27 protein-coding genes are annotated in these 24,208 nt (G+C 69.9%); 10 read left to right on the top strand and 17 right to left on the bottom strand.

The window, feature by feature from the left end; all coding sequences use genetic code 11:
* Nucleotides 1-12: 12 nt before the first annotated feature.
* The 4 genes from OHT51_RS22790 to OHT51_RS22775 all read right to left on the bottom strand — a co-directional run bounded on the left by OHT51_RS22790 (nt 13) and on the right by OHT51_RS22775 (nt 3,413).
* Complete coding sequence (locus OHT51_RS22790; protein WP_328880765.1) at nt 13-588, bottom strand: FABP family protein; 576 nt, start codon at nt 586-588, stop codon at nt 13-15.
* A 244-nt stretch (nt 589-832) separates the two neighbouring features.
* Nucleotides 833-1,762: a hypothetical protein gene (locus OHT51_RS22785; RefSeq protein WP_328880764.1), complete on the bottom strand. Its 930-nt coding sequence runs from the start codon at nt 1,760-1,762 to the stop codon at nt 833-835.
* Nucleotides 1,759-2,703: a hypothetical protein gene (locus tag OHT51_RS22780; protein WP_328880763.1), complete on the bottom strand. Its 945-nt coding sequence runs from the start codon at nt 2,701-2,703 to the stop codon at nt 1,759-1,761. Before OHT51_RS22780 ends, OHT51_RS22785 begins: the two co-directional genes overlap by 4 nt.
* Complete coding sequence (locus OHT51_RS22775) at nt 2,700-3,413, bottom strand: hypothetical protein (RefSeq protein ID WP_328880762.1); 714 nt, start codon at nt 3,411-3,413, stop codon at nt 2,700-2,702. Before OHT51_RS22775 ends, OHT51_RS22780 begins: the two co-directional genes overlap by 4 nt.
* Before the next feature lie 132 nt (nt 3,414-3,545).
* On the opposite strand from OHT51_RS22775, the gene OHT51_RS22770 reads away from it, so the two are divergent.
* On the top strand, nt 3,546-3,908 hold the full coding sequence (locus OHT51_RS22770) for a DsrE family protein (protein ID WP_053197877.1): 363 nt from the start codon (nt 3,546-3,548) through the stop codon (nt 3,906-3,908).
* Nucleotides 3,909-3,960: 52 nt separating this feature from the next.
* On the opposite strand, the gene OHT51_RS22765 is transcribed toward OHT51_RS22770, so the two are convergent.
* The 6 genes from OHT51_RS22765 to OHT51_RS22745 form a co-directional block, all read right to left on the bottom strand.
* A complete protein-coding gene (locus OHT51_RS22765; RefSeq protein WP_328880761.1) occupies nt 3,961-4,224 on the bottom strand; it encodes a DUF3099 domain-containing protein in 264 nt (87 codons plus the stop codon).
* A gap of 88 nt (nt 4,225-4,312) precedes the next feature.
* Nucleotides 4,313-4,600: a DUF1416 domain-containing protein gene (locus tag OHT51_RS22760; protein ID WP_328426615.1), complete on the bottom strand. Its 288-nt coding sequence runs from the start codon at nt 4,598-4,600 to the stop codon at nt 4,313-4,315.
* 84 nt (nt 4,601-4,684) lie between these two features.
* Nucleotides 4,685-5,524, bottom strand: a complete 840-nt coding sequence (locus OHT51_RS22755) for a sulfurtransferase (protein WP_328880760.1) — start codon at nt 5,522-5,524, stop codon at nt 4,685-4,687.
* Between the two features lie 124 nt (nt 5,525-5,648).
* Nucleotides 5,649-5,729 (bottom strand): Ms5788A family Cys-rich leader peptide, encoded by an 81-nt coding sequence (locus OHT51_RS43375; protein WP_350751515.1) that lies wholly within the window; start codon nt 5,727-5,729, stop codon nt 5,649-5,651.
* A gap of 231 nt (nt 5,730-5,960) precedes the next feature.
* Nucleotides 5,961-6,698, bottom strand: a complete 738-nt coding sequence (locus tag OHT51_RS22750; protein ID WP_328880759.1) for an LmeA family phospholipid-binding protein — start codon at nt 6,696-6,698, stop codon at nt 5,961-5,963.
* 116 nt (nt 6,699-6,814) lie between these two features.
* A complete protein-coding gene (locus tag OHT51_RS22745) occupies nt 6,815-7,789 on the bottom strand; it encodes a helix-turn-helix transcriptional regulator (protein WP_328880758.1) in 975 nt (324 codons plus the stop codon).
* 136 nt (nt 7,790-7,925) lie between these two features.
* Here OHT51_RS22745 and OHT51_RS22740 point away from each other — a divergent pair, with 136 nt between their 5' ends.
* Nucleotides 7,926-8,321 (top strand): RidA family protein, encoded by a 396-nt coding sequence (locus tag OHT51_RS22740; protein WP_328884404.1) that lies wholly within the window; start codon nt 7,926-7,928, stop codon nt 8,319-8,321.
* Between the two features lie 62 nt (nt 8,322-8,383).
* On the opposite strand, the gene OHT51_RS22735 is transcribed toward OHT51_RS22740, so the two are convergent.
* Genes OHT51_RS22735 through OHT51_RS22725 form a run of 3 tightly spaced genes read right to left on the bottom strand, consistent with a single transcriptional unit; the run spans nt 8,384 to nt 10,846 of the window.
* Complete coding sequence (locus OHT51_RS22735) at nt 8,384-9,667, bottom strand: hypothetical protein (RefSeq protein WP_328880757.1); 1,284 nt, start codon at nt 9,665-9,667, stop codon at nt 8,384-8,386.
* 2 nt (nt 9,668-9,669) lie between these two features.
* Complete coding sequence (locus OHT51_RS22730) at nt 9,670-9,924, bottom strand: MoaD/ThiS family protein (RefSeq protein WP_328880756.1); 255 nt, start codon at nt 9,922-9,924, stop codon at nt 9,670-9,672.
* A 37-nt stretch (nt 9,925-9,961) separates the two neighbouring features.
* Complete coding sequence (locus OHT51_RS22725; RefSeq protein WP_328880755.1) at nt 9,962-10,846, bottom strand: alpha/beta hydrolase; 885 nt, start codon at nt 10,844-10,846, stop codon at nt 9,962-9,964.
* 180 nt (nt 10,847-11,026) lie between these two features.
* Here OHT51_RS22725 and OHT51_RS22720 point away from each other — a divergent pair, with 180 nt between their 5' ends.
* From OHT51_RS22720 to OHT51_RS22690, 7 genes are all read left to right on the top strand, one after another.
* Nucleotides 11,027-11,806 carry a winged helix-turn-helix transcriptional regulator gene (locus OHT51_RS22720; RefSeq protein WP_328880754.1) on the top strand — a complete coding sequence of 260 codons (780 nt, stop codon included), beginning with the start codon at nt 11,027-11,029 and terminating at the stop codon, nt 11,804-11,806.
* 117 nt (nt 11,807-11,923) lie between these two features.
* Nucleotides 11,924-12,946: a LacI family DNA-binding transcriptional regulator gene (locus OHT51_RS22715; protein ID WP_328880753.1), complete on the top strand. Its 1,023-nt coding sequence runs from the start codon at nt 11,924-11,926 to the stop codon at nt 12,944-12,946.
* Nucleotides 12,947-13,182: 236 nt separating this feature from the next.
* Nucleotides 13,183-14,247 (top strand): S1C family serine protease, encoded by a 1,065-nt coding sequence (locus tag OHT51_RS22710; RefSeq protein ID WP_328880752.1) that lies wholly within the window; start codon nt 13,183-13,185, stop codon nt 14,245-14,247.
* Nucleotides 14,248-14,275: 28 nt separating this feature from the next.
* Nucleotides 14,276-14,464: a hypothetical protein gene (locus OHT51_RS22705; RefSeq protein WP_328880751.1), complete on the top strand. Its 189-nt coding sequence runs from the start codon at nt 14,276-14,278 to the stop codon at nt 14,462-14,464.
* A gap of 78 nt (nt 14,465-14,542) precedes the next feature.
* Nucleotides 14,543-15,280: a response regulator transcription factor gene (locus tag OHT51_RS22700; protein WP_328880750.1), complete on the top strand. Its 738-nt coding sequence runs from the start codon at nt 14,543-14,545 to the stop codon at nt 15,278-15,280.
* A 50-nt stretch (nt 15,281-15,330) separates the two neighbouring features.
* Nucleotides 15,331-16,713, top strand: coding sequence for a sensor histidine kinase (locus tag OHT51_RS22695; protein WP_443052723.1), 1,383 nt, complete (start codon nt 15,331-15,333; stop codon nt 16,711-16,713).
* A 155-nt stretch (nt 16,714-16,868) separates the two neighbouring features.
* Complete coding sequence (locus OHT51_RS22690) at nt 16,869-17,654, top strand: carbonic anhydrase (protein WP_443052534.1); 786 nt, start codon at nt 16,869-16,871, stop codon at nt 17,652-17,654.
* Between the two features lie 33 nt (nt 17,655-17,687).
* On the opposite strand, the gene OHT51_RS22685 is transcribed toward OHT51_RS22690, so the two are convergent.
* The 4 genes from OHT51_RS22685 to OHT51_RS22670 form a co-directional block, all read right to left on the bottom strand.
* Nucleotides 17,688-19,454: an ABC transporter ATP-binding protein gene (locus OHT51_RS22685; RefSeq protein WP_328880748.1), complete on the bottom strand. Its 1,767-nt coding sequence runs from the start codon at nt 19,452-19,454 to the stop codon at nt 17,688-17,690.
* 122 nt (nt 19,455-19,576) lie between these two features.
* Entirely contained in the window at nt 19,577-19,771 is a 195-nt protein-coding gene (locus tag OHT51_RS22680; RefSeq protein ID WP_328884626.1) for a hypothetical protein, read from the bottom strand.
* A gap of 121 nt (nt 19,772-19,892) precedes the next feature.
* Entirely contained in the window at nt 19,893-21,143 is a 1,251-nt protein-coding gene (locus tag OHT51_RS22675; protein WP_328880747.1) for an LmeA family phospholipid-binding protein, read from the bottom strand.
* A gap of 81 nt (nt 21,144-21,224) precedes the next feature.
* Nucleotides 21,225-23,039 carry a bifunctional metallophosphatase/5'-nucleotidase gene (locus tag OHT51_RS22670; protein ID WP_328880746.1) on the bottom strand — a complete coding sequence of 605 codons (1,815 nt, stop codon included), beginning with the start codon at nt 23,037-23,039 and terminating at the stop codon, nt 21,225-21,227.
* Between the two features lie 145 nt (nt 23,040-23,184).
* Between OHT51_RS22670 and mshD the strand changes: the two genes are divergently transcribed.
* On the top strand, nt 23,185-24,111 hold the full coding sequence (gene mshD / locus OHT51_RS22665) for a mycothiol synthase (RefSeq protein ID WP_328880745.1): 927 nt from the start codon (nt 23,185-23,187) through the stop codon (nt 24,109-24,111).
* The last annotated feature ends 97 nt before the right edge of the window (nt 24,112-24,208 follow it).

Genomic DNA, 24,208 nt, shown 5'->3' with positions numbered 1-24,208 from the left:
AAGAGTCTAGGACTACTTGAAGAAAGCGATGCCGTCGTCCGGCATGTCATCGGGAAGGGCCTTGGCCCAGCGCTCGACGTCCTCCGGGGTGACGACCTTCTTCAGGTGGGCCGACATGTAGGGGCGCAGCTCGACCTCGGGGGTCTGCTTCTCGCCGACCCACATGAGGTCGCTCTTGACATAGCCGTACAGCCGCTTGCCGCCGGTGTACGGGCCGGAGGCGGCCGTACGGGCCACCGCGTCCGTGACCAGGTCGATCTGCGGCTTCTTGTCGGCCAGCTCGCCGTACCAGATCTCGACGACACCGTCGTCGCGGACCATGGTGACCTCGACCTTGCGGTCGGCGTCGATGCGCCAGAAGCCGTACTCGGACTCCAGCGGCTTCACCTTGTTGCCGTCGTTGTCCAGCACCCAGGTGTGGGACCGGTACTCCAGGAAGTCCCGGCCGTCGTGGGCGAAGGCGACCTCCTGCCCGAAGTTGCACTTCTCGGAGCCGGGGAAGTCGTGCACGCCCGCGCCCGCCCAGCTGCCGAGCAGGAAGGCGAGGGGGACGAGGTCCTTGTGAAGGTCGGACGGGATCTCGATCATGAGCAGCTCAGAAGTCTCGTACGTCGGGTGATGGGGATCAGCGCTGGCCCTGGTACAGCTTCTTCACGGCCAGCCCGGCGAAGGCGAGGACGCCGACGCAGACCAGGACCAGCAGGGCTTCGAAGAAGATCTCCACGGGGTTGCTCCTCGATTGAGCGGAGAGTGTGCGGTACGTACACAGGGCCGGGCCCCAGCTTACGCGGCCGGGGACCGGCCCTCCGTGTGAGGTGGGCCCTCGCGGGGATCAGCCGAGCAGCTGGCTCTGGAGGACCACCGTCTGCTGGAAGGGGATGGCCGCGGCACCGCCCTTGCGGGACTGCACGACCAGCCCCAGAACGTCACCCGACACCAGGTACGCCTGCCGGACCTGCTCGGCGCCGTACGGCTTGGCCTCGGCGTAGGCGTAGTTCCGTACGTCGGTGACCCCGGCCTCGGCGGGGAACTCCTCGTCCGTGTGCACCTCGGCGGCGCCGCGCAGGGCGTACTCGGGCGAGTCGTAGTTGGTGAGGTGGTCCTGCTGGACCACGTCGGCCACCTGGGCGGACTCGAACTGCAGCAGGTAGATCCGGGTGTGCGTGCCGTCCGGGGTGGTCCAGCCGCGGGCGGCGACGTGCCGCAGGGCGTGATCCTTGAGCACCTGGTCGAGGGCGTCCCGGTCCTCCGCCGACTCGAACGCCGCCAGGAAGTCCTTCGTCGCCAGCCAGCCGTTGCGCCCGCTCAGCGCCTTGTCGGCCTTGTCCGTCCTGGCCCCCGCGGGCGCCGGCAGCAGCAGCTTGCGCAGGTCCGCGTGGTGCAGGGCGGCGACGTTCTCCTCGGCGAACGGCCCGGGGCTGCCGGAGGGCAGCGGCGGCTTGGTGATCGCCGGGTAGGCCCAGCGCCCGTCCGCCTCGGTCGCGAGACCGGGTACGTCCGTACGCTCCATCCGCGTGATGCCGTACGCGGTCGAGGCGCCGACGGCGGCGAAGACGACGACGGTGGCGGTCCAGCGCAGGACGGCGCGCAGGACGCGGCGATCCTTCTTCACCGGAGTCACCGGGCTGTCCGGGCTCTCCGGGCTCTCCGGGCTCTCCGGGCTCTCCGGATTCACCGGGGGTGCGGCGGGGGCCGGCGGTGCCTCCGGCATCGGCGGTGCGTCGGCTACGGGCGCCGTCGCGGTGGGCTGCTGCTCGGTCATACGGCCTTCCCCGGGTCGTCGATGCGGTCGAGCTGTCGGGTGACGAACATCCCGATGCCGTTCAGGTCGAGCGGCCGGATGCCCGACACGGTGGCGCTGATCAGCACGTCTCCCGAGTAGGCCGCGCAGAACACCCGGTCGAGCTTCTCGTCGTCGCCCTTGGGTGTCAGGAAGCACTTGGCGTTCTTGTGGCCCTCGATCTTCGGGCCCTTGCGGAAGATGCCGATGGCGGAGAGGAACTCGTTCTGGGCGGTCGCGACGTCCCGTGCGTCGTCGCGGCTCTCCATCCGCGCCAGTACGACGCTGACGGAGAACGCCGCCTTGTGGTGGACGTCGTAGGGGTCGGCGTTGTAGTAGCTGCGCATCGCCATGTCCTTGAGGCCCCGCTTGTCGAGCTCCTTCTCCAGCTTCCGCCGCTCACTGCGGGGCAGGTCCTTGAACGACTCCTTGCGCAGGGCCGTGGCCTGACGGCCGCTGAGCTCGGCGTCGGCCCCGAACTCTCCGAGGTCGGGGCCGCGGGTGTAGCCCTTCTCGTCGTACGGCAGCAGCAGACCGGCCAGCCCCGTGGCCGCCGCCTCCGTCTTCTCCGCCTTGTCGCCGGCCGCGGCGGGCTTGGGGAACTTCCAGGTCGGCGCGCCCGCATCGCGGTCGGCGTCCTGGACGGTCACCACGGTGTAGCCGGCACCGCCGACGACGGCACCGAGCAGCAGGACGGTCCCGGCGATGGCGGCGATGCGCGAGGCACGCGGCCGCTTGCGCTCGGGGCCCGCGGGGAGGCTCTCGGGGCTGGAGAGGATCTCGGGGCCCTCGGCACTCTCGGAGGTCGGCAGTGCCTCGGGGCTCTGGAGTCCTTCGGGGCTCTGGAGTCCTTCGGGTTTCTGAAGTACCTCGGGATTCTGGACTCCCCCGGGGCTCTGCACTTCCTCAGGTGTCTCGCTCACAGCCGGCCCACCTGCCGCTTGGCCAGGTCCATGATCTTCTCCTTGCGGATCGGCTTGGTGTCGTAGACCCAGATGTCCACCGCGATGTCACCGCGCCAGGCGTGCGCCTCGGCCGAGTACAGCGGGAGGTAGCCGGGCTTGCGATCCGGGCTGTCGTGCACGTACGCCATGCCGTCGCCCGTGCCGGGGATGGGCCAGCTGCGGGTGTCGGACTCCTCCTCGGCCCAGTAATAGGAGCCCTCGGCGTTCTCGGCGGCCGACAAGGCCTGCTCCTGGCGGTACTGCACCAGGTGGATCACGACGTTCTGCGTGCTGCCCACCCGCCAGCTCGTCGCGGCGGCACGGCGGAACTGCTCGTCGATGAGCTCGCCGACGGCGTCGTCCGGCTGCTTGAAGGTCTCCGCGTACTCGGCGAGGTCCATCCAGCCGTCCGTGCCCAGCTCGAACACGGTGTCCCGCGTGCCCTTGGGCCGCTTGAGCAGCAGCTTGCGCAGGTCGCCGTCGGTCTTCACCCGACGGTCCTCCGCGGCGGACAGCGGCTCGACCTCGCCCGTGGCCTGCTTGACCACGGGCTGGGACAGGGGTGGCAGCTTCGTGGGCTCGCGGTCGGCCTGCACCAGATAGCCGGTGCAGGTCCCCGCGACGACCCCGAGCACGACCGCTCCGGCGATCAGCAGTGCCGTACGCCCCCGCCGGCGAGGCCGGGGCACGGCCTCGTCCACTTCTTCAGATACTTCCAAAACGTCCCCCCACGGAACGTGAAGTGCGCATTCCGTATGCGCGCGCACAGAAGACCCATGGTCAACACACCAGGTTGTAAGGGAGTTGATTACGATTCGGCCATGGCGAAGAAGCTGGTGATCAAGGTGACGGCGGGGGCCGATGCCCCCGAACGCTGCTCACAGGCGTTCACGGTGGCGGCGGTGGCGGTGGCGAGTGGCGTCGACGTCTCCGTGTGGCTGACCGGCGAGTCCGCCTGGTTCGCCCTCCCGGGCCGCGCCGCCGAGTTCGAACTCCCGCACGCGGCCCCGCTCCCCGACCTGATCGACTCCATCCTGGCCACCGGCCGCCTCACCCTGTGCACCCAGTGCGCGGCCCGCCGGGACATCACGGAGAAGGACGTCATCGAGGGCGTACGGATCGCAGGCGCCCAGGTCTTCGTGCAGGAGGCCCTGGGGGACGAGACGCAGGCGCTCGTCTACTGAGACAGCCACGTACCTCGCGGTGGGCAGGACCGCCGGGGGCCGCTCAGGCCGCTCACTGGCGCGGCCGCTTCTTGCCGTCCAGTTCGTCCCACCACTCGTCGGACTGGGGGTCGCCGGACGGGTCGTCCCACCAGCGGTCCTCCGGGCCGCGGCGGTTGGCGACCATGGCGGCGAGCGGCGGGATGACCATGGCGACCACGCACATGCCCACGGCCACCGGGATCGACCACAGGCGTACGACGCCCCAAGCCAGGACGAAGAGCGTGATGCAGATCCCCATCATGGCGAAGTACCAGTGACGCCGCCGTGCGTACATGACTCCAGAGTAGATCCGCACAGGACGAAGGGCCGCACCCCAGGCGTCCAACCCGTGGGGTGCGGCCCTTCGGCCGATCAGAGGTGCCTCAGACCGCGATCGCGATCTCCGCAAGCCCGCCCTGCTGGGCGACGACCGTACGGTCGGCGGTGGCGCCGGGGACGAGTGCGCGCACGGTCCAGGTGCCCTCGGCCGCGTAGAAGCGGAACTGGCCCGTGGCGGAGGTGGGGACCTCCGCGGTGAACTCGCCGGTCGAGTCCAGCAGACGGACGTAGCCCGTCACCGGCTCGCCGTCGCGGGTCACCTGACCCTGGATCGTGGTCTCACCGGGCTTGATCGTCGAGGCGTCGGGGCCGCCGGCCTTCGCTCCACACATGTCTTTCTCCAAAGAGGGGTCTGACCGGAAGGAAGGCCGGTCGGGATCTGCGGGTCTGCGCTCTTACTACGCTTGCTACGGGGCTTACTTGTTGGCGCCGAGCTCGATCGGCACGCCGACGAGGGAGCCGTACTCGGTCCAGGAGCCGTCGTAGTTCTTGACGTTCTCCACACCGAGCAGCTCGTGCAGGACGAACCAGGTCAGCGCGGAGCGCTCACCGATGCGGCAGTAGGCGATGGTGTCCTTCGCCAGGTCGACCTGCTCCTCGGCGTAGAGCTCCTTGAGCTCGTCGTCCGACTTGAAAGTGCCGTCGTCGTTGGCGTTCTTCGACCACGGGATGTTGCGGGCGGACGGGACGTGGCCCGGACGCTGCGACTGCTCCTGCGGCAGGTGGGCCGGCGCGAGCAGCTTGCCGCTGAACTCGTCGGGCGAACGGACGTCGACCAGGTTCTGCGAACCGATGGCCGCCACCACGTCGTCACGGAAGGCACGGATGGCGGTGTTCTGCGCCTTGGCCTTGTAGTCGGTGGCGGGGCGCTCGGGAACCTCTTCGACCAGCTCGCGGGCGTCCAGCTCCCACTTCTTGCGGCCGCCGTCGAGGAGCTTGACGTTCTCGTGGCCGTAGAGCTTGAAGTACCAGTAGGCGTACGACGCGAACCAGTTGTTGTTGCCGCCGTACAGGATCACCAGGGTGTCGTTGGCGATGCCCTTGGCCGACAGGAGCTTCTCGAAGCCCTCCTGGTCGATGAAGTCGCGGCGGACCGGGTCCTGCAGGTCCTTGGTCCAGTCGATGCGGATCGCGTTCTTGATGTGGTTCTTCTCGTAGGCGGACGTGTCTTCGTCCACCTCCACGATCGCGATGTTGGCGTCGTCCAGGTTGTCCTGGACCCAGTCGGCGTCGACGAGGACGTCGCTGCGGCTCATGCTCTTTCTCCTCCGGGGCAGTTGCGGCGGGGCGTGCGAGTGTGAGGGGTGCGTGCTCGGACCGAGACGACGCACCTGTGCCCTGGTCGGGGCAGCGGGGAAACGCAGAAGTCGGAGCTTCCGCTCAGAAGGGGCGACAGAGCATGGCGGCAACGCGGCAGAGGTCTACTGCCCGCCGCTTCGTGAGATCCGCCTGTCGCTTCATGGGCTCGATCGTAGGGACGGACAGGCGGGCGTGTCACCGGCGTGTCGCATTCTGAGACGCGATCGTCCGCGATGTGGGAAGGAGGGGCCGTCGAGGCCCCTGGCACACGACTTCCGGAGGGATGCGTCTCGCATCACATCTACGGGACGGACGACGCCGTCTCGCCCATTGGACGCGAGGCGTTTACGGGCCCATTCGCTTACGGGCCCATTCGCTCCGCCCGCCGCGGTACTACCCGGCGAGCCGGACGTTCGAACCCTGCACGGTGATCTCGACGCCGTCCTTCGCCGCCTGGACGCTGTCGAGCTGGATGCCGCCGGGCAGGCCGTCGATCTTCTGCTCGAAGTCGGTGATCGCACGGGCCCGGTTCTCGGCGATGTCGGCGCCGCCGAAGTTGGGCAGAGTGTCGGCCTTCACCCGCACGGCGTCGCCCTGCGCGGTGACCGAGCTGAGGACGTAGACCGGGTTGGGGAGCTTGGTGCCGAGGACGGTGGCTTCGACGGCGACCTTGATCTTGCCGTTGCCGCCGTCGGAGAGGCCGACGACGTTCGCGGTGACGCCGGGGGCGACCTCGGTGGGCTCGGACTTGGCGGTCCTCAGCAGCTCGGCGTAGGTGATGGACGCGGTGCCGGTGGCGCTGGCCGCGACGGCGGAGCTGTAGTTCCCGGAGAACTCGACGCCCTTCATGTTCGCCGTGAGGTCGTCGATCCGGATCGTCTTGCCCTCGGTGCCGGCGGCGGCCTCGTAGTCCTTGATGCCGACCTCGACATCGTCGAGCGAGCCGCTCGCGACCTGGGTGAGGAACGGGAAGCCCTTGATGGACACGTCCGGGGCGGCGGCGAGGTTCTCGCTCGCCTGGAGCTTCCCGGCCGCCTCGTCCTCGGCGAACCCGACGGCCAGCCGGTCGGCCAGCACGAAGAGGCCGCCCAGGATCACGACGACTATCAGCAGTATCCGCAGGGCGCGCATGTTGTGGTGTTCCCCCCACCTAGGTGTTCGTCAACGACGCGAGAGTAACCCCGCGGCGGGGATCGACCGACGGATTGTCGATCATCTGTGACAGGGGGTCTGCAGGCGCCCCCCTCTCAGGATGGCGCTCCGTAGCGGGCGGCGATCGCCTCCGCGCGGTTGCGCAGGGAGGTGCGCAGCGACTGTGGGGTCAGGGCTTCCGCGTCCGTGGCGAGCTGCCACAGCGCCCATTCGGCATGTCGTGAATCCTGGAAGGTCACCTTCAGGCGCAGCCAGCCGTCTGCGTCGGGTTCCTCTGCGCGGACGGCCAGCGCGGTGTCCAGCAGGTCCTCTCGCCGTGCGGGCCGCACCCGTACCAGCACGGTGATGTGGTCGCTTCCGGAGAGGAACTGCGTGGAGCGTTCCTGCCAGATCCGGTCCAGATCGACCTGGTTGGGCCGCTGTGCCGCTTCGGGGAGTTCCTCGGCATCCAGCACCCGCGACAACCGGTAGGTGCGGTCCGCGCCGGATCTCGCGGCCAGCAAGTAGCCCCGGTCGCGTACGGTGACCAGGCCGATCGGGTCCACCGTGCGCCATCGTGGTGTCTGGCCCGTGGCCTCGTAGTGGATGCGCAGCTTGTGTCCGGCGAGCACTGCGCGCCTGATCTCGATCATTGTGGCGTCGGGTATCTCATCAGCGGCCGGCCGCCGTGAGAGCAGGTCGGTGTCCGGGTCGACGAGGAACCGCCGGGCCGCGTCGCTCGCGGTGGCCCGGTGGCTTTCGGGCAGCGCGTCGAGGACCTTCCGCAGGGCCGAAGCGAGTTGCGATCCGAGGCCGAACACCTGCTCGCCGCGCCCCGATCCGGCAGCCAGCAAGGCGAGGGCCTCGTCGTGGTTCAAGCCGGTGAGCTCGGTACGGAAACCGGGCAACAACGCGAACCCGCCATGCCGGCCGCGCTCGGAGTAGACCGGGACGCCGGCCGCGGACAACGCTTCGATGTCGCGCAGCACGGTGCGGGTGGATACGTCCAGCTCGCGGGCCAGCGTGTCCGCGGTCAGCCGACCGCGCTGGCGGAGCAGCAGCACCAGTGAGACCAGCCGGTCGGCGCGCATTCGAAAACTCTAACGAAATACATGACTGAGGATGTCGTGATTCGTTGGGACGCTCACTGACACGACGTCACAGCCGACGGCTACCGAGCCGATGGGCGTGCGTACTCCCGATGCATCGAATGGAGCTGACGTGACAGTGGAACGAACGGCGGTCAACCCGGTGACGTGGTCGGTGGAGATGGGATTCAACCAGGGTGAGGTCGTCTCGGGGCACACACGGACTCTGTACATCTCCGGGCAGACCGCGATGAGCGGCGATGGCAAGCCCCAGCATGCCGGTGACATGGCGGCGCAGTTGACGCTGAGCATCGACAACCTGCAGGCCGTGCTCGGCGAGGCCGGGATGTCTCTCGCGAACCTCGTCCGGCTCAACGTCTACACGACTGACGTCGATCTGCTTTTCCAGCACTACGGCGTGCTGGCGGCGCGACTGGGCGCCGCCGGGGTGGCGCCGACCACCACGATGCTCGGGACAACTCGGCTGGCGATCCCCACCCTGATGGTCGAGCTGGAGGGGACCGCCGTCGCGTGACAGGTCCGAGCCGCGGGACGCCGCGTCGTGGTGGCGTCCCGCAGCAGAGGAAAAGCCCCGCCTCAGACCACCGCTCGCCCCAACAGATAAACAACCGGCGCCGCAGCAGCCAACGGCAGCGCAACGCCCGCCGTGAAGTGCACGAACCGAGACGGATAGTCATAGCCGGCCACCCGATGGCCGATCAGGGCACACGCCCCGGCCCCGAGCCCGAGCACGGCCCCGCCGGACCCCACGCCCGTCATCGCACCGACAACGACCCCCGCCCCGGCCGCCGCCAGCAAAGCGGCGACCACAGAAGCCACCGTCGGCAACGGCAACGCCCGCACCAGCACCGCGACAGCAACCGCCACCGCCCCGACACTCACCGCATCGGCGTCGGCCGCGAGATACCCCGCCGCGACAATCGCCAGCGCCGCGGAGACCACCGTCGCCATCAGCCCGTACATCCGCTCGTCCGGATCGGCGTGCGAACGGAGCTGCAGAACCAGAGTGAGCAGCACCCAGACACCCAGCGTGCCGAGGATCGCCGCAGGCGCCCCGTCGGCCACCAGCAGCGCGACATCCGCGGCCAGCGCACCCGCGAAGGCCAGCGCAATACCCTGCCGGGCCGGCCACATGCCGTTCAGCCGGAACCAACCGGCAGCCGTCACGGCCTGCAGGGCGACAAGGGGCACCAGCAGGGCGTACGACCCGACCGCGGCCGTGGCCGAGAGCAACAGCCCCAGCAGCGCGGTGAGCGCGGCCGGCTGAATCCCGGGCTCGATGATCGGGGAACGGCCCTCCAGCCGGGCCCGCTGGGCGTCCGTGACCCGGGTGTTGCCGGCGACGGTCGCGGGACCGTAGTCGGGACCGTCGCCGGGGCCGGCCTCCGCGTCGGGCCGGGACGCCGTAGCGGGAGACGCCTGGGCGTGGGACGGCTGAGCGTGGGACGGCTGAGGCTGAGCCCGCTGAGCATGGAACTGCTGACCATGGCCCTGCTGGGCGCGACCCTGCGGCTGAGCGGCAGCGTGCCGCCCCTGTGCCTGCGGCACCCCGCCCCAGCCGTGTCTCTCGGAAGCATTCCCGTACCCCGCCGCGTACGCCCCCGCCCCCTGCGAGGGCAGATAAGCCGTCTCCGCTGCCGGAGCGGAAGGAGACACCGGCGGCTGCACCTGCGTCTCCCAGGTCTGCCCCTGCCACTGCTGCGTGTACTGCTGGGCGGCCTGCGGATCGTCGTACGCCTGCTGCCCCGGCCACGCCTGCGGTGCGGCCGGCTGCTGCGGTTGCTGCGGCTGCTGGCGCTGCTGCTGATACGGGTCGTACCCGTCGTAACCGTCGTACCCCTGATACGGCTGGTCGGTCATCGTCACCCTCCTGCGAACGGCGGGAGCACCTCGACCGTGCCGCCGTCGGCCAGCCGTACCGTCTCATGTTCGCGGGTGCCCACGGGGTCACCGTCGATGAGGAAGGAACATCGCTGCAGGACGCGCACGAGTTCACCGGGGTGTCGCTCGCGTGCGGCGTCGAGCGCCTCGGCGAGGGTGGCCGCGTCGAACGGCTCCTCGGCGATCCCGGCCGCGGCCTTCGCGGCGGCCCAGTAGCGCACCGTGACCTTTGGCATCCGGTTCCTCTGTCGATCGGCTGTGTATCCCGTCAGGCTAGCCGCCCCGTGCGACGGCCCAGTCCCCGATCCGGGCCAGCAGATCGTCACCGGCCGCGTGCTCGGCATGGCCCATGCCGGGCTCCAGCCAGAGTTCGCCGTGGTCACCGGCCGCCTGAGCCAGCATGCGGGGGTGATCGAGGGGGAAGTAGCCGTCGAGTTCGCCGTGCACGATGAGCAACGGCGTCGGCGCGATCCTCGGGACCGCTTCCACCGGGGACATCGGCACGGGGTTCCAGTCCCGGTGGTGGATCCGGGTACGGAATCCGTAGCGGCCCACCAGGCGCCCCTCGGGCCGGGTCACCATCCAGTGCAGGCGGCGCATGTGCGGCGTGCCCCGGTAGTACCAGCGCGCAGGCGCGCTCACGGACACCACCGCGTCCGTATGCGCTCCGCGCTCCCCCGGCTCCTCGCCGCCCCCGCCCGTATCTCCCTCCCCGTACAGCGCCGCGTGCCGCAGCACCACCGAGCCGCCCATGGAGAAGCCGATGGTCGCCACGCGTGTGTGCCCGAGTCCGCGGGCCCAGCGCACGGCGGCCGCCAGGTCGAGCACCTCCTTGTCCCCGACCGTGGACCGCCCGCCCGACGCACCGTGCCCGCGGAAGGAGAAGGTGACGACGGCCGCGTGCCGGGTGAGGGCCTGCACCACCCGTCGTACATGTGGCCGGTCCACATCGCCGGTGAAGCCATGGGCGACGACGAACACCAGGTCACGGGCAGGTGGACGTGAGGAGTCGTATACGACCGCACCCGGGTCGTATACGGAATCGGTCGTCACGCCGTCATCCGTGTGCAGAAACGTCCGCATAGGTGTAGGTCTGGTTGTCTCAGAGTTCGGACGAACCGTGGATCGTGCCACATGACCTGCCGGACGAATGCTCATGTGGGCTATTCTGCTGGGCAGAGGACTCGGGCAGCGTAGCCCCCGGGTCCTTTTGTGCTTTCGGAAGCGTTGTATACGACGCGGGAAACCTCAGGTGACCGCAGGTGTACGGGGCCCCGGGATCGCAGAGCAGTTCCGTACCGCACACGTCCTCGCAGGGACCGAGGAGGAACCAGACGTATGAGTTCTCTGCTGCTCCTGACCAACGCCCTCCAGCCGTCGACAGAGGTGCTCCCGGCACTCGGCCTGCTGCTGCACAACGTACGCGTGGCTCCGGCGGAAGGCCCGGCCCTCGTCGACACCCCTGGTGCCGACGTCATCCTGATCGACGGACGCCGCGACCTCCCACAGGTCCGCAGTCTGTGCCAGCTTCTGCGCTCGACCGGGCCCGGCTGCCCGCTCGTCCTCGTCGTCACCGAGGGCGGCCTCGCCGCCGTCACCGCCGACTGGGGCATCGACGACGTCCTTCTCGACACCGCAGGACCGGCCGAGGTCGAGGCGCGGCTGCGGCTCGCGATGGGCCGCCAGCAGATCGTCAACGACGACTCCCCCATGGAGATCCGCAACGGCGACCTGTCGGTCGACGAGGCCACCTACAGCGCCAAACTCAAGGGCCGGGTTCTCGACCTCACCTTCAAGGAGTTCGAGCTGCTGAAATACCTCGCTCAGCACCCGGGCCGCGTCTTCACGCGCGCGCAGCTCCTCCAGGAGGTCTGGGGCTACGACTACTTCGGCGGCACCCGGACGGTCGACGTCCACGTACGACGGCTGCGCGCCAAGCTCGGACCCGAGCACGAGTCGCTCATCGGAACCGTCCGGAACGTCGGTTATCGATTCGTTACGCCCGAGAAGGTGGACCGCGCCGCCGAGGAAGCCAAGGCCAAGGCTGACCGGGCAAAATCGGCGGATGCGGACGAGATGGCCACCCTGGACGGCGCCGAGGTCCGTGCTGACGTGTGACGGGCGCCCGGGCGGGGTGTCGCGGGCGTCGCTCTCGCGCAGGAGAGTGACGCCGGAGCGGCAGGCAAGCTCCTTCACGCCCTGCCCAGAGCAGGTCCATCCGCGTAGACTCCGCGCGTGGCCAAGGTGACTCGCGATGACGTCGCACGGCTGGCAGGTACTTCCACTGCCGTCGTCAGCTACGTCATCAACAACGGACCCCGGCCGGTCGCCCCGGCCACGCGCGAGCGTGTCCTCGCCGCGATCAAGGAACTGGGGTACCGGCCCGACCGGGTCGCCCAGGCCATGGCCTCGCGGCGCACGGACCTCATAGGCCTGATCGTGCCGGACGCCCGCCAGCCCTTCTTCGGGGAGATGGCGCACGCGGTCGAGTGGGCCGCCGCCGAGCGCGGAAAGATGGTGCTCGTCGGCAACTCCGACTACGTCGGCGAGCGCGAGGTCCACTATCTGCGCGCCTTCCTCGGCATGCGGGTCTCGGGGCTCATCCTCGTCTCGCACGCCCTGAACGACCTGGCCGCCGCCGAGATCGAGGCGTGGGACGCCCGGGTCGTCCTCCTCCACGAGCGGCCCGAGGCCATCGACGACGTCGCCGTCGTCACCGACGACCTGGGCGGCGCCCAGCTCGCCGTACGCCACCTCATCGAGCACGGCAACGAGTACGTCGCCTGTATGGGCGGCACCGCGGAGACCCCCGCGGTCGGTGACCCGGTCTCCGACCACGTCGAGGGCTGGCGGCGCGCGATGACCGAGGCCGGGATTCCCACGGAGGGGCGGCTGTTCGAGGCGCCGTACAACCGCTACGACGCGTATCGCATAGCGCTCGACCTCCTCGCCGGGCCGCAGCGGCCGCCGGCGATCTTCTGCTCCACCGACGACCAGGCGATCGGCGTGCTGCGCGCGGCGCGGGAGTTGCGGATCGATGTGCCGGGGGAGCTGGCTGTCGCCGGGTTCGACGACATCAAGGAGGCGGCGTTGACGGATCCGCCGCTCACCACCATCGCCTCGGACCGGTCGGCCATGGCTCGGGCCGCGGTGGATCTGGTGCTCGATGACGGGCTGCGGGTTGCCGGGTCGCGGCGGGAGCGGTTGAAGGTGTTTCCGTCTCGGCTTGTGGTGCGACGGTCTTGTGGGTGCGCCTGAGAGCTCGGGGGGTTCTGCTGTCGGGCGGCTTGCAGTTGTCCGTGGTTGCTCGCGCCCACGCGGCGGAGCCGCACATTGATACAGCCCCGCGCCCCTGAATGGGCGCTTCCATGAAGCATCTCTGAGAGAGCTCGGCCAGCTGCCAGAAGCGTCTTTACATCGGGCATACGGCCTTCTGTCGGGCTTCTCAGGCGGCGCTCAGGAAGCTCTCATGGTCGGGCGACAAGCTCATTTCCATGACCGAGAGCTTCCGCCGCAGCGGCGATCATGAGAACCCGTACCAGGGCGCCCAGCAGCAGCACGCCTCCTCCCCGGTGGACCCGGAGTGGCCGCCCCCGCCGGCATACCGGCCGTCGGCGGAGCAGGCGGGCGGCGGAGCCCCCACCGCTCTCCTGACCGAACCCGTCGCCCAGCAGCCGAGGTCGCGGCGCCGGCCGCGCGGCCCCGTCGCCCTCCTCGCCGCCGTCGCGATCGTCGCCGCGGCGATCGGCGGCGGCACGGCGTACGGGATACAGGAGCTGACGGGCAGCGACACCGTCGCCGCGTCCAGCTCCACCAGCACGAACGTCGTCCCGTCCAGCCAGAAGGGCACGGTCTCCGGGGTCGCCAAGGCGGTCAGCCCGAGCATCGTCGAGATCAACGCGGCCTCGAACGCCGGGTCGTCCACCGGCTCCGGCGTGATCATCACCAGTGACGGCGAGATCGTCACCAACAACCACGTCGTCGCCGGCGCTTCGTCGGTCAAGGTGAAGACCAGCGACGGCAAGGAGTACACCGCCGAGGTCGTCGGGACCGACAGCAGCAAGGACCTCGCGCTGATCAAGCTGCAGAACGCGTCCGGCCTGCAGGCGGCCACCCTCGGCGACTCCTCCGGTGTCCAGGTCGGCGACCAGGTGGTGGCGATCGGCTCCCCCGAGGGCCTCACCGGTACGGTCACCAGCGGCATCGTGTCCGCGCTCGCCCGTGACGTGACCGTCTCGACGGACGAGGGCCGGCAGCAGCAACAGCAGCAGGGCGGCGGCGGATGGCCGTTCGAGTTCGGCGGCCAGGAGTTCAACGGCGACACGGGTTCGTCGACGACGACGTACAAGGCCATCCAGACGGACGCGTCCCTGAACCCCGGCAACTCCGGCGGCGCGCTGATCGACATGAACGGCAACATCATCGGCATCAACTCCGCGATGTACTCGGCCGCCGGCTCGAGTGCGTCCAACGCGGGCAGCGTGGGCCTCGGCTTCGCCATCCCGATCAACACCGTCAAGTCCGACCTGGCGAAGCTGCGGTCGGGATCGCAGAGCTAGCTGACGCGCCGAGCCGAAGGAGTACGTCATGATCCAGCAGGTGGAGCACAGCACGACCGGCGTGGGTGTGGCCGACTTCGCCCTCGCCCTGGAGGTCGTCGGCGCCCTGCACGCGCCTACGGCCCCGTCCCGGGCAGCGGAGCTCGCGACCACCGCGTCGAGCACCGGTCGCAGGGGTGCCTCGGCCCGTAGCCGGCGCCGTGCCGTACGAGCCTGAGCAGGCCGAGAAACATGCGACGCTGAAAGCATCCAGCCACGCAGCCCCTGTCCCATCGCACCCGAGGATCCCGAGCCCATGAGCCCCGCCGACGGCGACCGTGACCCCCAGCGCATCCTGATCGTCGACGACGAGCCTGCGGTGCGTGAAGCACTCCAGCGCAGCCTCGCGTTCGAGGGATACGACACGGAGGTCGCGGTCGACGGCGCGGACGCCCTGGAGAAGGCGACCGCCTACCGGCCCGACCTGGTGGTCCTCGACATCCAGATGCCCCGCATGGACGGCCTGACCGCCGCCCGCCGCATCCGTGGCGCCGGCGACACGGTGCCGATCCTCATGCTGACCGCCCGCGACACCGTCGGCGACCGCGTGACCGGGCTGGACGCCGGGGCCGACGACTACCTGGTCAAGCCCTTCGAACTGGACGAGCTGTTCGCCCGGGTCCGCGCGCTGCTGCGGCGCAGCTCGTACGCGGCGGCGGCCGGTGCGGGCGCGGTGGAGGAGGACGAGGCGCTGACCTTCGCCGACCTGCGCATGGACCTCGCGACGCGGGAGGTCACGCGGGGTGGGCGGCCGGTGGAGCTGACCCGTACGGAGTTCACGCTGCTGGAGATGTTCATGGCGCATCCGCGTCAGGTGCTGACGCGTGAGCAGATCCTCAAGGCGGTCTGGGGCTTCGACTTCGAGCCTTCGTCCAACTCCCTCGACGTGTACGTCATGTACCTGCGCCGCAAGACCGAGGCGGGCGGCGAGCCGCGGCTCGTGCACACGGTGCGGGGTGTCGGGTATGTGCTGCGCCAGGGCGGCGCGGAGTGAGCAAGGTGTTTCGCCGGTTCCGGTCCCTGCCGATCCGCTCGCGGCTGGCGATGCTGGTGGCGGCTGCGGTGGCTTTTGCGGTGGCGGCGGTTTCGGTGACGTGTTGGTTCATCGTGCAGGGGAAGCTGTACGAGCAGGTCGACGACGATCTCAGGAAAGCGTCGATGAGGATGCCTGGACAACTCCAGGACGCCCTGAACAACTGCACCGAGTCCCCCTACGGCACCGGTGTCTTCCGGAACACCTACTCCCAACTGGTGCAGGAGGACGGAACGGTCTGCATCCTCCAGGACTCCGCGGCCACGGTGAAGGTCACTCAGGCCGACAAGGAAGAGATCAAGGCGAACACCACCCAGGGCTACTTCCGCAACGGCACCGCTGGGGACGGCACCGATGTGCGTGTGCTCACCCGGCCCCTGGGCGCCACGACCACCGCCTCCGGAGAGACTGGCCCGAATGTCGGGCTTGTCGTCGCCGTGTCCCTCAAGAGCACCCAGTCCACCCTCAACGAACTCGCCCTCATCCTCCTGCTCGTCTCCGGCGTAGGGGTGGTGGGCGCCGGCGCCGCCGGCCTCGCAGTCGCCCGTGCCGGCCTGCGTCCCGTCGACAAGCTCACGGAGGCCGTCGAACACGTGGCCCGCACCGAGGACCTGAACGTCCGTATCCCGGTCGAGGACGACGCAGAGGACGAGGTGGCCCGGCTGTCCCGTTCCTTCAACTCCATGACGTCCGCCCTGGCCAGCTCCCACGAGCTCCAGCAGCAGCTCATCGCCGACGCCGGTCACGAACTGCGCACCCCCCTCACCTCCCTGCGCACCAACATCGAACTCCTCACCCGCAGCGAGGAGACGGGGCGCCCGATCCCCGAGGCCGACCGCAAGGCCCTCCTCTCCTCGGTGAAGGCCCAGATGACGGAACTGGCCTCCCTGATCGGCGACCTGCAGGAGCTGTCCCGCTCGGAGGGCCAGCGCGGCGAGCGCGTACAGGTGGTCTCGCTGGAGGACGCGGTCGAGTCGGCCCTGCGCCGGGCAAGGCTCCGCGGCCCCGAACTGACGATCATCGCCGACCTCCAGCCCTGGTACGTACGGGCGGAACCGGCGGCCCTGGAGCGCGCGGTCGTCAACATCCTCGACAACGCAGTGAAGTTCAGCCCCGAGGGCGGCACCGTCGAGGTGCAGCTCACCGGAGGCGTCCTCACCGTGCGCGACCACGGCCCCGGCATCCCCACCGACGAACTCCCCCACGTCTTCGACCGCTTCTGGCGCTCACCGAGTGCACGCGCGTTGCCGGGCTCGGGCCTGGGACTGTCGATCGTGGCGCGTACGGTGCAGCAGGCGGGCGGCCAGGTCACCCTGGCCCACGCGGAGGGCGGCGGCACGGTGGCGACCGTACGCCTGCCGGGTGCGCCGACGGCTCCGCCGGAGACACCGTAGGTCTCTCCCGAGGGCCCTGCGGCGACCGCTCAACGTCAAGGCGAGCGCGGGAGAACGTCAAGGGCGGTCCAACATTCGATCATGAGTTCCCCGCGCTCGACCATGATTCAGCAACGTGAACATGTGTTCCGATGCTCGGGCGTACGTTCCACGCCGTGAACTCCGACAGATCCGTCGGCGCCCAGCCGACCGTGGCCGCCCACCAGCGGTTCGCCCTTGCCTCTCCCGCCCGCCGCGCACTCCTGCGGTTCGGGCTGACCGGGGCCGCGGCCCTGGGGGCGACCGCAGCCCTCGGCACGGCTCCCGCCTCCGCCACCACCCCCACATCCCCCACGACCAGCGCCTCGCGCCGGCGGCCCGGCACGCCCGAGGAGGCCCTGCGGGAGCTCGCCGCGGGCAACCAGCGCTGGCGCACCTTCCGTCAGCGCCACCCCGACGAGTCGCCCGCCGTGCGCCAGAGCCTGACGTCCGGTCAGCACCCCTTCGCCCTGGTCCTCGGCTGCATCGACTCCCGGGTCCCGCCGGAGCTGGTCTTCGACCAGGGCCTCGGCGACCTGATGACCGTGCGCTCCGCCGGCGAGGTCCTCGACGAAGCCGTACTCGGCAGCGTCGCCTACGGGGTGCTCGAACTGGACATCCCCCTGGTCATGGTCCTCGGCCACCAGTCGTGCGGCGCCGTGAAGGCAGCCGTCGAGTCGGACCTGTCCGGCGAGCGACTGCCGGCCCACGTCCAGTACATCGCCGACCGGATAGCGCCGAACATAGACCGCACCGAGGAGGGCGACGCCCGCATCGGCTCCACCATCGACGCCAACGTACGGGCGATCCGCGCCCATCTCGCGGCGGAGCCCGACCTCGCCGCGAAGGTGACCTCCGGCCAGCTGGCCATCGTGGGCGCCCGCTACGAGCTGACGACTCAGCGCGTGCATCGGGTCGGCTGACGGCAGGGAACGGGGGCGGCGGCGAGGGCCGGGTCAGCGCCTGAGGACGAGGGTCTCCTCCGCGGGCATCCCCGGCACCGGCCCCGCCAGCCGCCCGTACACCCCGCCCCGCGCCGCCAACTCCGCATGCGTGCCCGCCTCCACCAGCCGCCCGCCGTCCACGACCAGCACCCGGTCCGCATCCGGCGCCAGGCTCAGATCGTGGGTGACCATGATCGTCGTACGGCCTGACATCAGGCGCCGGAGCGGCTGTACGACCTGGCGGGCCGCCACCGAGTCGAGGCCGGCCGTCGGTTCGTCCAGGACCAGGACGGGGGCGCTGCGCAGCATGGCGCGGGCGATGGTGAGCCGCTTGAGCTGACCGCCGGAGAGGGCGGCCGTGCCGGGGGCGATGTGCGTGCCGTATCCCTCGGGGAGCGCGGTGATGAAGTCGTGGGCCGCCGCCGAACGTGCCGCGTCCTCGATGTCCTCGTGGCTCGCGCCCGGCCGGCCGCACGCGATGTTCTCGCGGACGGTGCCGTTGAGGATCAGGGTCTCCTGGGGCAGCAGGGTGACGTTCTCGCGCAGGAAGCGCAGATCCAGGTGCGGGAGCGGCACACCGTCCAGGGTGATCGCGCCCGACTCGGGGTCGTAGAACCGGGTGAGGAGCTTCGCCGCCGTCGACTTGCCGGCGCCGCTCGGGCCCGTGATGACCACCAGTTCGCCGGGGCCGGCCGTGAAGGTCACCTCGGTCAGCGACTCCCGTGTGGCGCCCGGGTAGCGGAAGGACACCCCGTGGAAGCCGACCCGGCCATGGACCGGCCGCGGCCCGACGGGCTCGGCGGGGTCGGTGACGGCCGGCTCGGCGTCCAGGATCTCGCCTAGGCGCTGGGCGCCGGCGGTGGCGGCGGTGAGGGTGAGGCCGAGTTGCCCGAGGTTGCGGACCGGCGGGTAGAGGTAGCCGATGAAGGCGGCGAAGGCGAGGAGCTGCCCCAGGGTCATCCGGCCGGCGGAGATCTCCCACACCCCGAGGCCGATCACCGCGAGCACGCAGATCGTCTCCACGACCTCGACGAACTGCTCGTACATCTCACTCAGCCGCGCACCCCGCACGGACGCCTTCATCCAGGCGCGCGCCTCGCGGTCGAGCCGCTTCTCCTCCTCGCCGTGGCGGTTGTAGGCCTGGGTGAGGACGACGTGGCCCAGCGACTCCTCAACCACCGAGGTGATCGCACCGTCGGCGACCCGCTCGTCCTGGGAGGCGGTGCGGACACGGCCGGCGAAGCGGCGTGCGGCCAGCAGGAACAAGGGCGCCAGGACGAAGGTGGCCAGGGCCAGGTCCCAGCGCAGGTACAGGGCGGCTGCCGAGTAGAAGAGAGCCGAGAACACGGCCGCCACGGTGCCGACGACGCCCGACACGACCATCTGCTCGATGGCCTCGACGTCCCCGGTGAGCCGCTCGACCAGATCCCCGCGCCGGTGCTTCTGAAAGAAGTGCGGCGGCAGGTCCTGCACATGCCGGAAGACCTTTGCGCGCAGCAGCAGCACGAATCTCTCGGCGGTCCAGGTGGCGAGCGAGTTCCCGAGATAGCCGACGACCGCCCCCAGCACCGCAACGCCCAGCCAGGCCGCCGCCGGACCCCAGAAGGCGGCGAGCGATCCGGCTTTCAGCGCGTTGTCGGTGAGTTCCGCGAACAGCAGGATCGACGCGGTCTCGGCGAGCGCGGCGACCACCACGCAGGCGACGATGACCGCCGGCCACTTGCGGTCGCCGCGCGTCAGCGGCCAGAAGCGCCGGAAGGCCGTACACGATTCCCTCATGCTCAAGTCCCTTTCCCAGCAACGGACACGACGGGCACCCGACATGACGGGCACCGGACATGACGGAGGCGGGGCCCCCGAAGCCCGATCGCTTCGGTGACCCCGCCTCCCGTGTCGTGTCCTCAGCCCTTGTGCGCGACCGGACGCCGCTTCGGAGCGGCCTTCTTCGCCACCGGCTTCTTCTTGGGCGCCGGGGCCGGGGCGGCGGGCTTGCGGGTCTTCTTGACGGGGGCGATCTTGTCGAAGCTCATCATGTTCTCCTTTGTTCCTGCGCTGATTGCGCCGATTATGTCGATCACATCGATTGCTTTCGACATGGAAAACATTACGGGAGCCCGAACCGGAAAGTCGCCAATTCTACTGAGACCTCTATTAATTGAGGCTGAGAGAGTTTTTCAGGGAATTCCCGGAACTAATCGCGAACTCACACAGAATTGATTACCGGCGCCCCACCGCCAGCCCGGCCCCCTCCAGCCGCACCCTGATCCCGTCCTCCTCCACCCGCACATCCCGCAGCCGTACCTCGCCGTTCGGCGGTTCCGGGAGGCGGAAGCCCAGGGAGAGCTGGTCGGCGAGGACCGGGCGGGTGAGCCGGGGGAGGGCGTCGAGGAGAGCGGGGTCGAAGCCGAGGAGCTTGAGGATCTGGGGGTGGTCGAGGGCCAGGTCGATGAGGTTCAGGCGCATGGCCTGGCGGATGAAGCGCGGCGTGCCGGTCAGCTCGGTGAGCTTGGACTCGTGGCGCAGGGCCTCGCGGACGACCGAGTCGGGCACACCCAGGCGCCGTACGACGGACGGGACGGACAGCAGCGCCTTCGCCTTGCGGGTCTCGTGAGCCAGGCGGGCCGCCGACGCGCGGCTCAGGTGCAGGCCCTCCGAGGTGCGGGCACCCGGGCGGTACGTGGCCAGGTCGCCGATGTCCAGGCGCATGCCGCCGATGTGGGTGGCGATGCCCCGGTCGCCGTTGCGCAGGATGCGGGCCTCGGCGCGCAGGTTGAGGTCGTGTCCGGCGACCGGCAGCGTGCCGCGGGCCCGGATGCGGTCGTGGCCCTCTCCGGTGAACGTGACCTGGGACGCGCCGAGTTCACGGTTGAGGTCCGCGAAGGAGAGCAGGACGTCGCCCTCCAGTTCGGGGACGTCGGCGCCGCGTATCGAGAGCGGGCCGTCGGTGTCGAGCCGTACGTCTCTGGCCGTCGCCGTCACCTGGGCGAGGGAGATCCGGTCGGCGGCCACGTCGGGGACGGTCACCTTCACCGAGTCCAGCCGCTCGTCGGCGAGTTGGGTGAGGAAGGGGAAGCCGCCGATCTCCACCTCGGGAGCGGCGGCGAGGTCCAGGTGGGTCTTGAGGGTGTCCGCCGCTCTGCGCTCGGCGTAGAGGAGGGCCCAGCGGTCGGCGAGGCTGAGGAAGGCGGCGAGGACGACGAGGCCGACGACCGCCTTCATCGCGAACGGAAGAGCCGCGAAGCGGCCTTTGCGGCGGCGACGGCCGTTGCGGCGGTGATTGGGCGGGGCCCAGGGGTCGTCCTGGGCCGCCGCTGCGTCCGCTTCATCCGCTTGGTCCGGCTCGTCCGGTACGTCGTCGTGGAGGAATTCCTCCAGAGGACCGCCGTCCAGTCTGCCGAGCTCCTCGTACGGGTTCGTATAGGGAGCATTTGGATGGGGATGCGCCGTTATGTGGTGGGGGGAACGCATCGGCCCATCCGACCATGCGCACGCCCCCCACCCGCAACCTCTACCGGAGGTTTGCGATCTAGTTCACGCTATTTCACTTCACTACTGCACTACTGTGATCCGATTCGCCGCCGGCGGGGCGATCGGGTTCGTGGCCGAGGAGTTGGCCGTCAGGTACTTCTCCAGCACCGTCAGGTCGTCGGTCCCGACCAGGTCGTTCGTGCCCTGGCCCAGCGTCGGGAAGCCGTCGCCGCCGCCCGCGAGGAAGTTGTTCGTGGCGACGCGGTAGGTGGCCGTCGGGTTGATCGCCTCGCCGTTGAGCTTGATCGAGTCGGTCACCACACGGTCCGCGCCCGACTTCGTCAGGTCCAGGGTGTACGTCAGGCCCGAGGAGATCTGGAGAACCTTCGGCGAAGCCGCGTTCGTGCCGCTCACCTGCTCCTTGAGCACCTGGATCAGCTGCGTGCCGGTCAGGTCCTGGAGGTTCACCGTGTTGGAGAACGGCTGCACGGTGAAGCCCTCGGCGTACGTCACCACGCCGTCGCCCTCGGCGCCCTTGGCCGCAAAGGTCAGCGGCGCCCGGATGCCGCCGGGGTTCATCAGCGCCAGGTCCGTCTCCGGGTCCAGCTCCTTGCCGTACGCCAGCTGCGCGTCGGCGATCAGGTCGCCGAGCGGGGACTCCGTGCCGGCGCTGGGGATGTCGGCGGAGATGTAGCCGATCGCGCGGTTGCCGATGGGCGCCGCGAGGGTGTTCCACTTGCTGATCAGCTGGGTCATGTCGGGCGCCTTGGGGACGTCCCGGGTGACCACGCGGTTCGCGGACTTCACGGCCGTACGGGCGATGTCGCCGGTGTAGCGGTCGTACGTCAGCGTGGTGTCCGTGTAGAGGCGGCCGAAGGACGCCGCCGACGTGACCATGCGGGGCTTGCCCGACGGGTCGTCGATCGAGCAGACGTACGCGGCGTGCGTGTGGCCGGTGACCAGCGCGTCGACCTGCGGGGTGATGTTCTTCGCGATGTCGACGATCGGGCCGGAGACGCCGTCACCCGCGCCCGGGGCCTCGCAGTCGTAGTTGTACGACGCGGAGGCCGGGGCCCCGCCCTCGTGGATGAGCGCCACGATCGACTTCACGCCCTGGCGCTGAAGCACCTTGGCGTACTTGTTGATCGTCTCGACCTCGTCCTTGAACTTCAGGCCCTTGACGCCCTCGGCGGAGACGACGCCCGGCGTGTCCTCCAGGGTCACGCCGATGAAGCCGACCTTGACGTCCCGCTTCTTCCATACCCAGTAGGGCTTGAGGATCGGCTTGCCGGTCTTCTCGTCGAGGACGTTCGCGGCGAGGTAGGGGAAGTCGGCGCCCTTGAACTTCTTGTCCGCGTAGCAGCCGTCCTTCGGGTGGCAGCCGCCGTTCTGCAGGCGGGCCAGTTCCTTGGCGCCCTCGTCGAACTCGTGGTTGCCGACCGAGGTGACGTCCAGGTCGAGCTTGTTCAGCGCCTCGATGGTGGGCTCGTCGTGGAAGAGGCCCGAGATCAGCGGGGAGGCGCCGACCATGTCGCCGCCGGCCGCGGTGATGGAGTACTTCTCACCCTCGCGCGCCTGGCGCAGATGCGTGGCGAGGTACTCCACGCCGCCCGCGTCGATGGTCTTCGTCGTGCCGTCCGCCTGCAGTTCGGTGACCCGGCCGGAGGAGCCGGCCGGCGGCTCCAGGTTGCCGTGCAGGTCGTTGAAGGACAGCAGCTGGACGTCCTGGTAGCGGCTGTGCTGGTGCCCGTGGCCGCCCTTGCCGGTGCTCTCGCCCGCCGACGCCGTGGCGGGCAGCGCCGCGGCCAGCGCACCCACGGTGGCCAGACCTGCGGCGGTCGCGATCAGTGCGTACGTACGGCGTCTGCGGTGCTGCTGGTGGGATGTGGCTGACATCCGCCCCCCTGTGAGTCGTGAGTGACATGGCCCCGTCGGGCGGCAGCCTAGAGTCAACGCGCGTAGCGCGACAGGGGGTTCCGGGTTACAGGCTGGTTGCTTCTGTGCCGGGACTTTGGCAGGGGCGCCCCTTACCCTCGTACGCATGACCAGCGACGACACCGCACACCCGCTTCCGACCCGTTCCATCGAGACCCACCTCGCGCTTGCCCCGGAGCAGACCGAGGCCGTGCTCGAACTGCTCGCGGAGGCCGCCCGGAACGACGGGCAGCAGGCGGTGTCCGAGCAGGGGCGGCTGCAACTGCGGGGCGGGGAGCGCGAGGGCGTGTCGCATCTGCTGCTGACGGTCGGCGGCGAACTCGTCGGTTACGCCCAGTTGGAGGACACCGACCCGGTGGAGGCCCCCGCCGCCGAACTGGTCGTCCACCCCTCGCACCGCGGCCACGGCCACGGCCGCGCACTGGGCTCGGCCCTCCTCGCCGCGTCCGGCAAGCGGCTGCGGGTGTGGGCCCACGGCGGCCACGCCGCCGCCCGCCACCTGTCCCAGGTCCTCGGCCTCACCCTGTTCCGCGAACTGCGACAGATGCGCCGCTCGTTGACGGACCTGTCGCTGCCCGACCCGGTGCTCCCCGAGGGCGTGACGGTCCGCACCTTCGAGCCCGGCCGGGACGACGCGGCCTGGCTCGCGGTGAACGCCGCCGCCTTCGCCCACCACCCCGAGCAGGGCTCCCTCACCCAGCGCGACCTCGACGACCGCAAGGCGCAGCCGTGGTTCGACCCGGCGGGGTTCTTCCTGGCGGAACGGGCCGGCGAGCTCATCGGCTTCCACTGGACGAAGGTCCACGCGGAGGACGGGCTCGGCGAGGTGTACGTCCTCGGCGTGCGACCGGGCGCGCAGGGCGGCGGCCTCGGCAAGGCCCTCACGACGATCGGGCTGCGGCACCTGGCCGCGCAGGGGCTGCCCACGGCGATGCTCTACGTCGACGCCGACAACAAGGCGGCGGTGTCGGTGTACGAACGGCTCGGATTTACCACGTACGAGACGGACCTCATGTACCGGACCGAGACGTGAGGCCTGAGGTCTGACACCTGACATCTGACATCTGAAGACATCTGGCATATAAGGGGCGGCGATCTTGACGCCGCCCCTTTCTTTGCACCACCCTTTC

Origin of the sequence: Streptomyces sp. NBC_00299, assembly GCF_036173045.1 — a bacterium.
Taxonomy (GTDB): domain Bacteria; phylum Actinomycetota; class Actinomycetes; order Streptomycetales; family Streptomycetaceae; genus Streptomyces; species Streptomyces machairae.
The sequence above is the reverse complement of the archived record's forward strand: the minus strand, read 5'-3'. Positions and strand labels throughout refer to the sequence as shown.

Bases quoted from the DNA above. Each gene is read 5' to 3' on its own strand.
- OHT51_RS22705 (WP_328880751.1), top strand. From the start codon at position 14,276: ATGATCCAGCAGGTGGAGCACAGCACGACCGGCGTGGGTGTGGCCGAC.
- OHT51_RS22680 (WP_328884626.1), bottom strand. From the start codon at position 19,771: ATGTCGAAAGCAATCGATGTGATCGACATAATCGGCGCAATCAGCGCA.
- OHT51_RS22725 (WP_328880755.1), bottom strand. From the start codon at position 10,846: ATGAGCATTCGTCCGGCAGGTCATGTGGCACGATCCACGGTTCGTCCG.
- OHT51_RS22755 (WP_328880760.1), bottom strand. From the start codon at position 5,524: ATGAGCCGCAGCGACGTCCTCGTCGACGCCGACTGGGTCCAGGACAAC.
- OHT51_RS22760 (WP_328426615.1), bottom strand. From the start codon at position 4,600: ATGTGTGGAGCGAAGGCCGGCGGCCCCGACGCCTCGACGATCAAGCCC.
- OHT51_RS22685 (WP_328880748.1), bottom strand. From the start codon at position 19,454: ATGAGGGAATCGTGTACGGCCTTCCGGCGCTTCTGGCCGCTGACGCGC.
- OHT51_RS43375 (WP_350751515.1), bottom strand. From the start codon at position 5,729: ATGAAGCGACAGGCGGATCTCACGAAGCGGCGGGCAGTAGACCTCTGC.
- OHT51_RS22750 (WP_328880759.1), bottom strand. From the start codon at position 6,698: ATGCGCGCCCTGCGGATACTGCTGATAGTCGTCGTGATCCTGGGCGGC.
- OHT51_RS22790 (WP_328880765.1), bottom strand. From the start codon at position 588: ATGATCGAGATCCCGTCCGACCTTCACAAGGACCTCGTCCCCCTCGCC.
- OHT51_RS22675 (WP_328880747.1), bottom strand. From the start codon at position 21,143: ATGCGTTCCCCCCACCACATAACGGCGCATCCCCATCCAAATGCTCCC.
- OHT51_RS22765 (WP_328880761.1), bottom strand. From the start codon at position 4,224: ATGTACGCACGGCGGCGTCACTGGTACTTCGCCATGATGGGGATCTGC.
- OHT51_RS22710 (WP_328880752.1), top strand. From the start codon at position 13,183: ATGACCGAGAGCTTCCGCCGCAGCGGCGATCATGAGAACCCGTACCAG.
- OHT51_RS22745 (WP_328880758.1), bottom strand. From the start codon at position 7,789: ATGCGCGCCGACCGGCTGGTCTCACTGGTGCTGCTGCTCCGCCAGCGC.
- OHT51_RS22770 (WP_053197877.1), top strand. From the start codon at position 3,546: ATGGCGAAGAAGCTGGTGATCAAGGTGACGGCGGGGGCCGATGCCCCC.
- OHT51_RS22700 (WP_328880750.1), top strand. From the start codon at position 14,543: ATGAGCCCCGCCGACGGCGACCGTGACCCCCAGCGCATCCTGATCGTC.
- mshD (WP_328880745.1), top strand. From the start codon at position 23,185: ATGACCAGCGACGACACCGCACACCCGCTTCCGACCCGTTCCATCGAG.
- OHT51_RS22720 (WP_328880754.1), top strand. From the start codon at position 11,027: ATGAGTTCTCTGCTGCTCCTGACCAACGCCCTCCAGCCGTCGACAGAG.
- OHT51_RS22735 (WP_328880757.1), bottom strand. From the start codon at position 9,667: ATGACCGACCAGCCGTATCAGGGGTACGACGGTTACGACGGGTACGAC.
- OHT51_RS22670 (WP_328880746.1), bottom strand. From the start codon at position 23,039: ATGTCAGCCACATCCCACCAGCAGCACCGCAGACGCCGTACGTACGCA.
- OHT51_RS22695 (WP_443052723.1), top strand. From the start codon at position 15,331: ATGCTGGTGGCGGCTGCGGTGGCTTTTGCGGTGGCGGCGGTTTCGGTG.
- OHT51_RS22730 (WP_328880756.1), bottom strand. From the start codon at position 9,924: ATGCCAAAGGTCACGGTGCGCTACTGGGCCGCCGCGAAGGCCGCGGCC.
- OHT51_RS22785 (WP_328880764.1), bottom strand. From the start codon at position 1,762: ATGACCGAGCAGCAGCCCACCGCGACGGCGCCCGTAGCCGACGCACCG.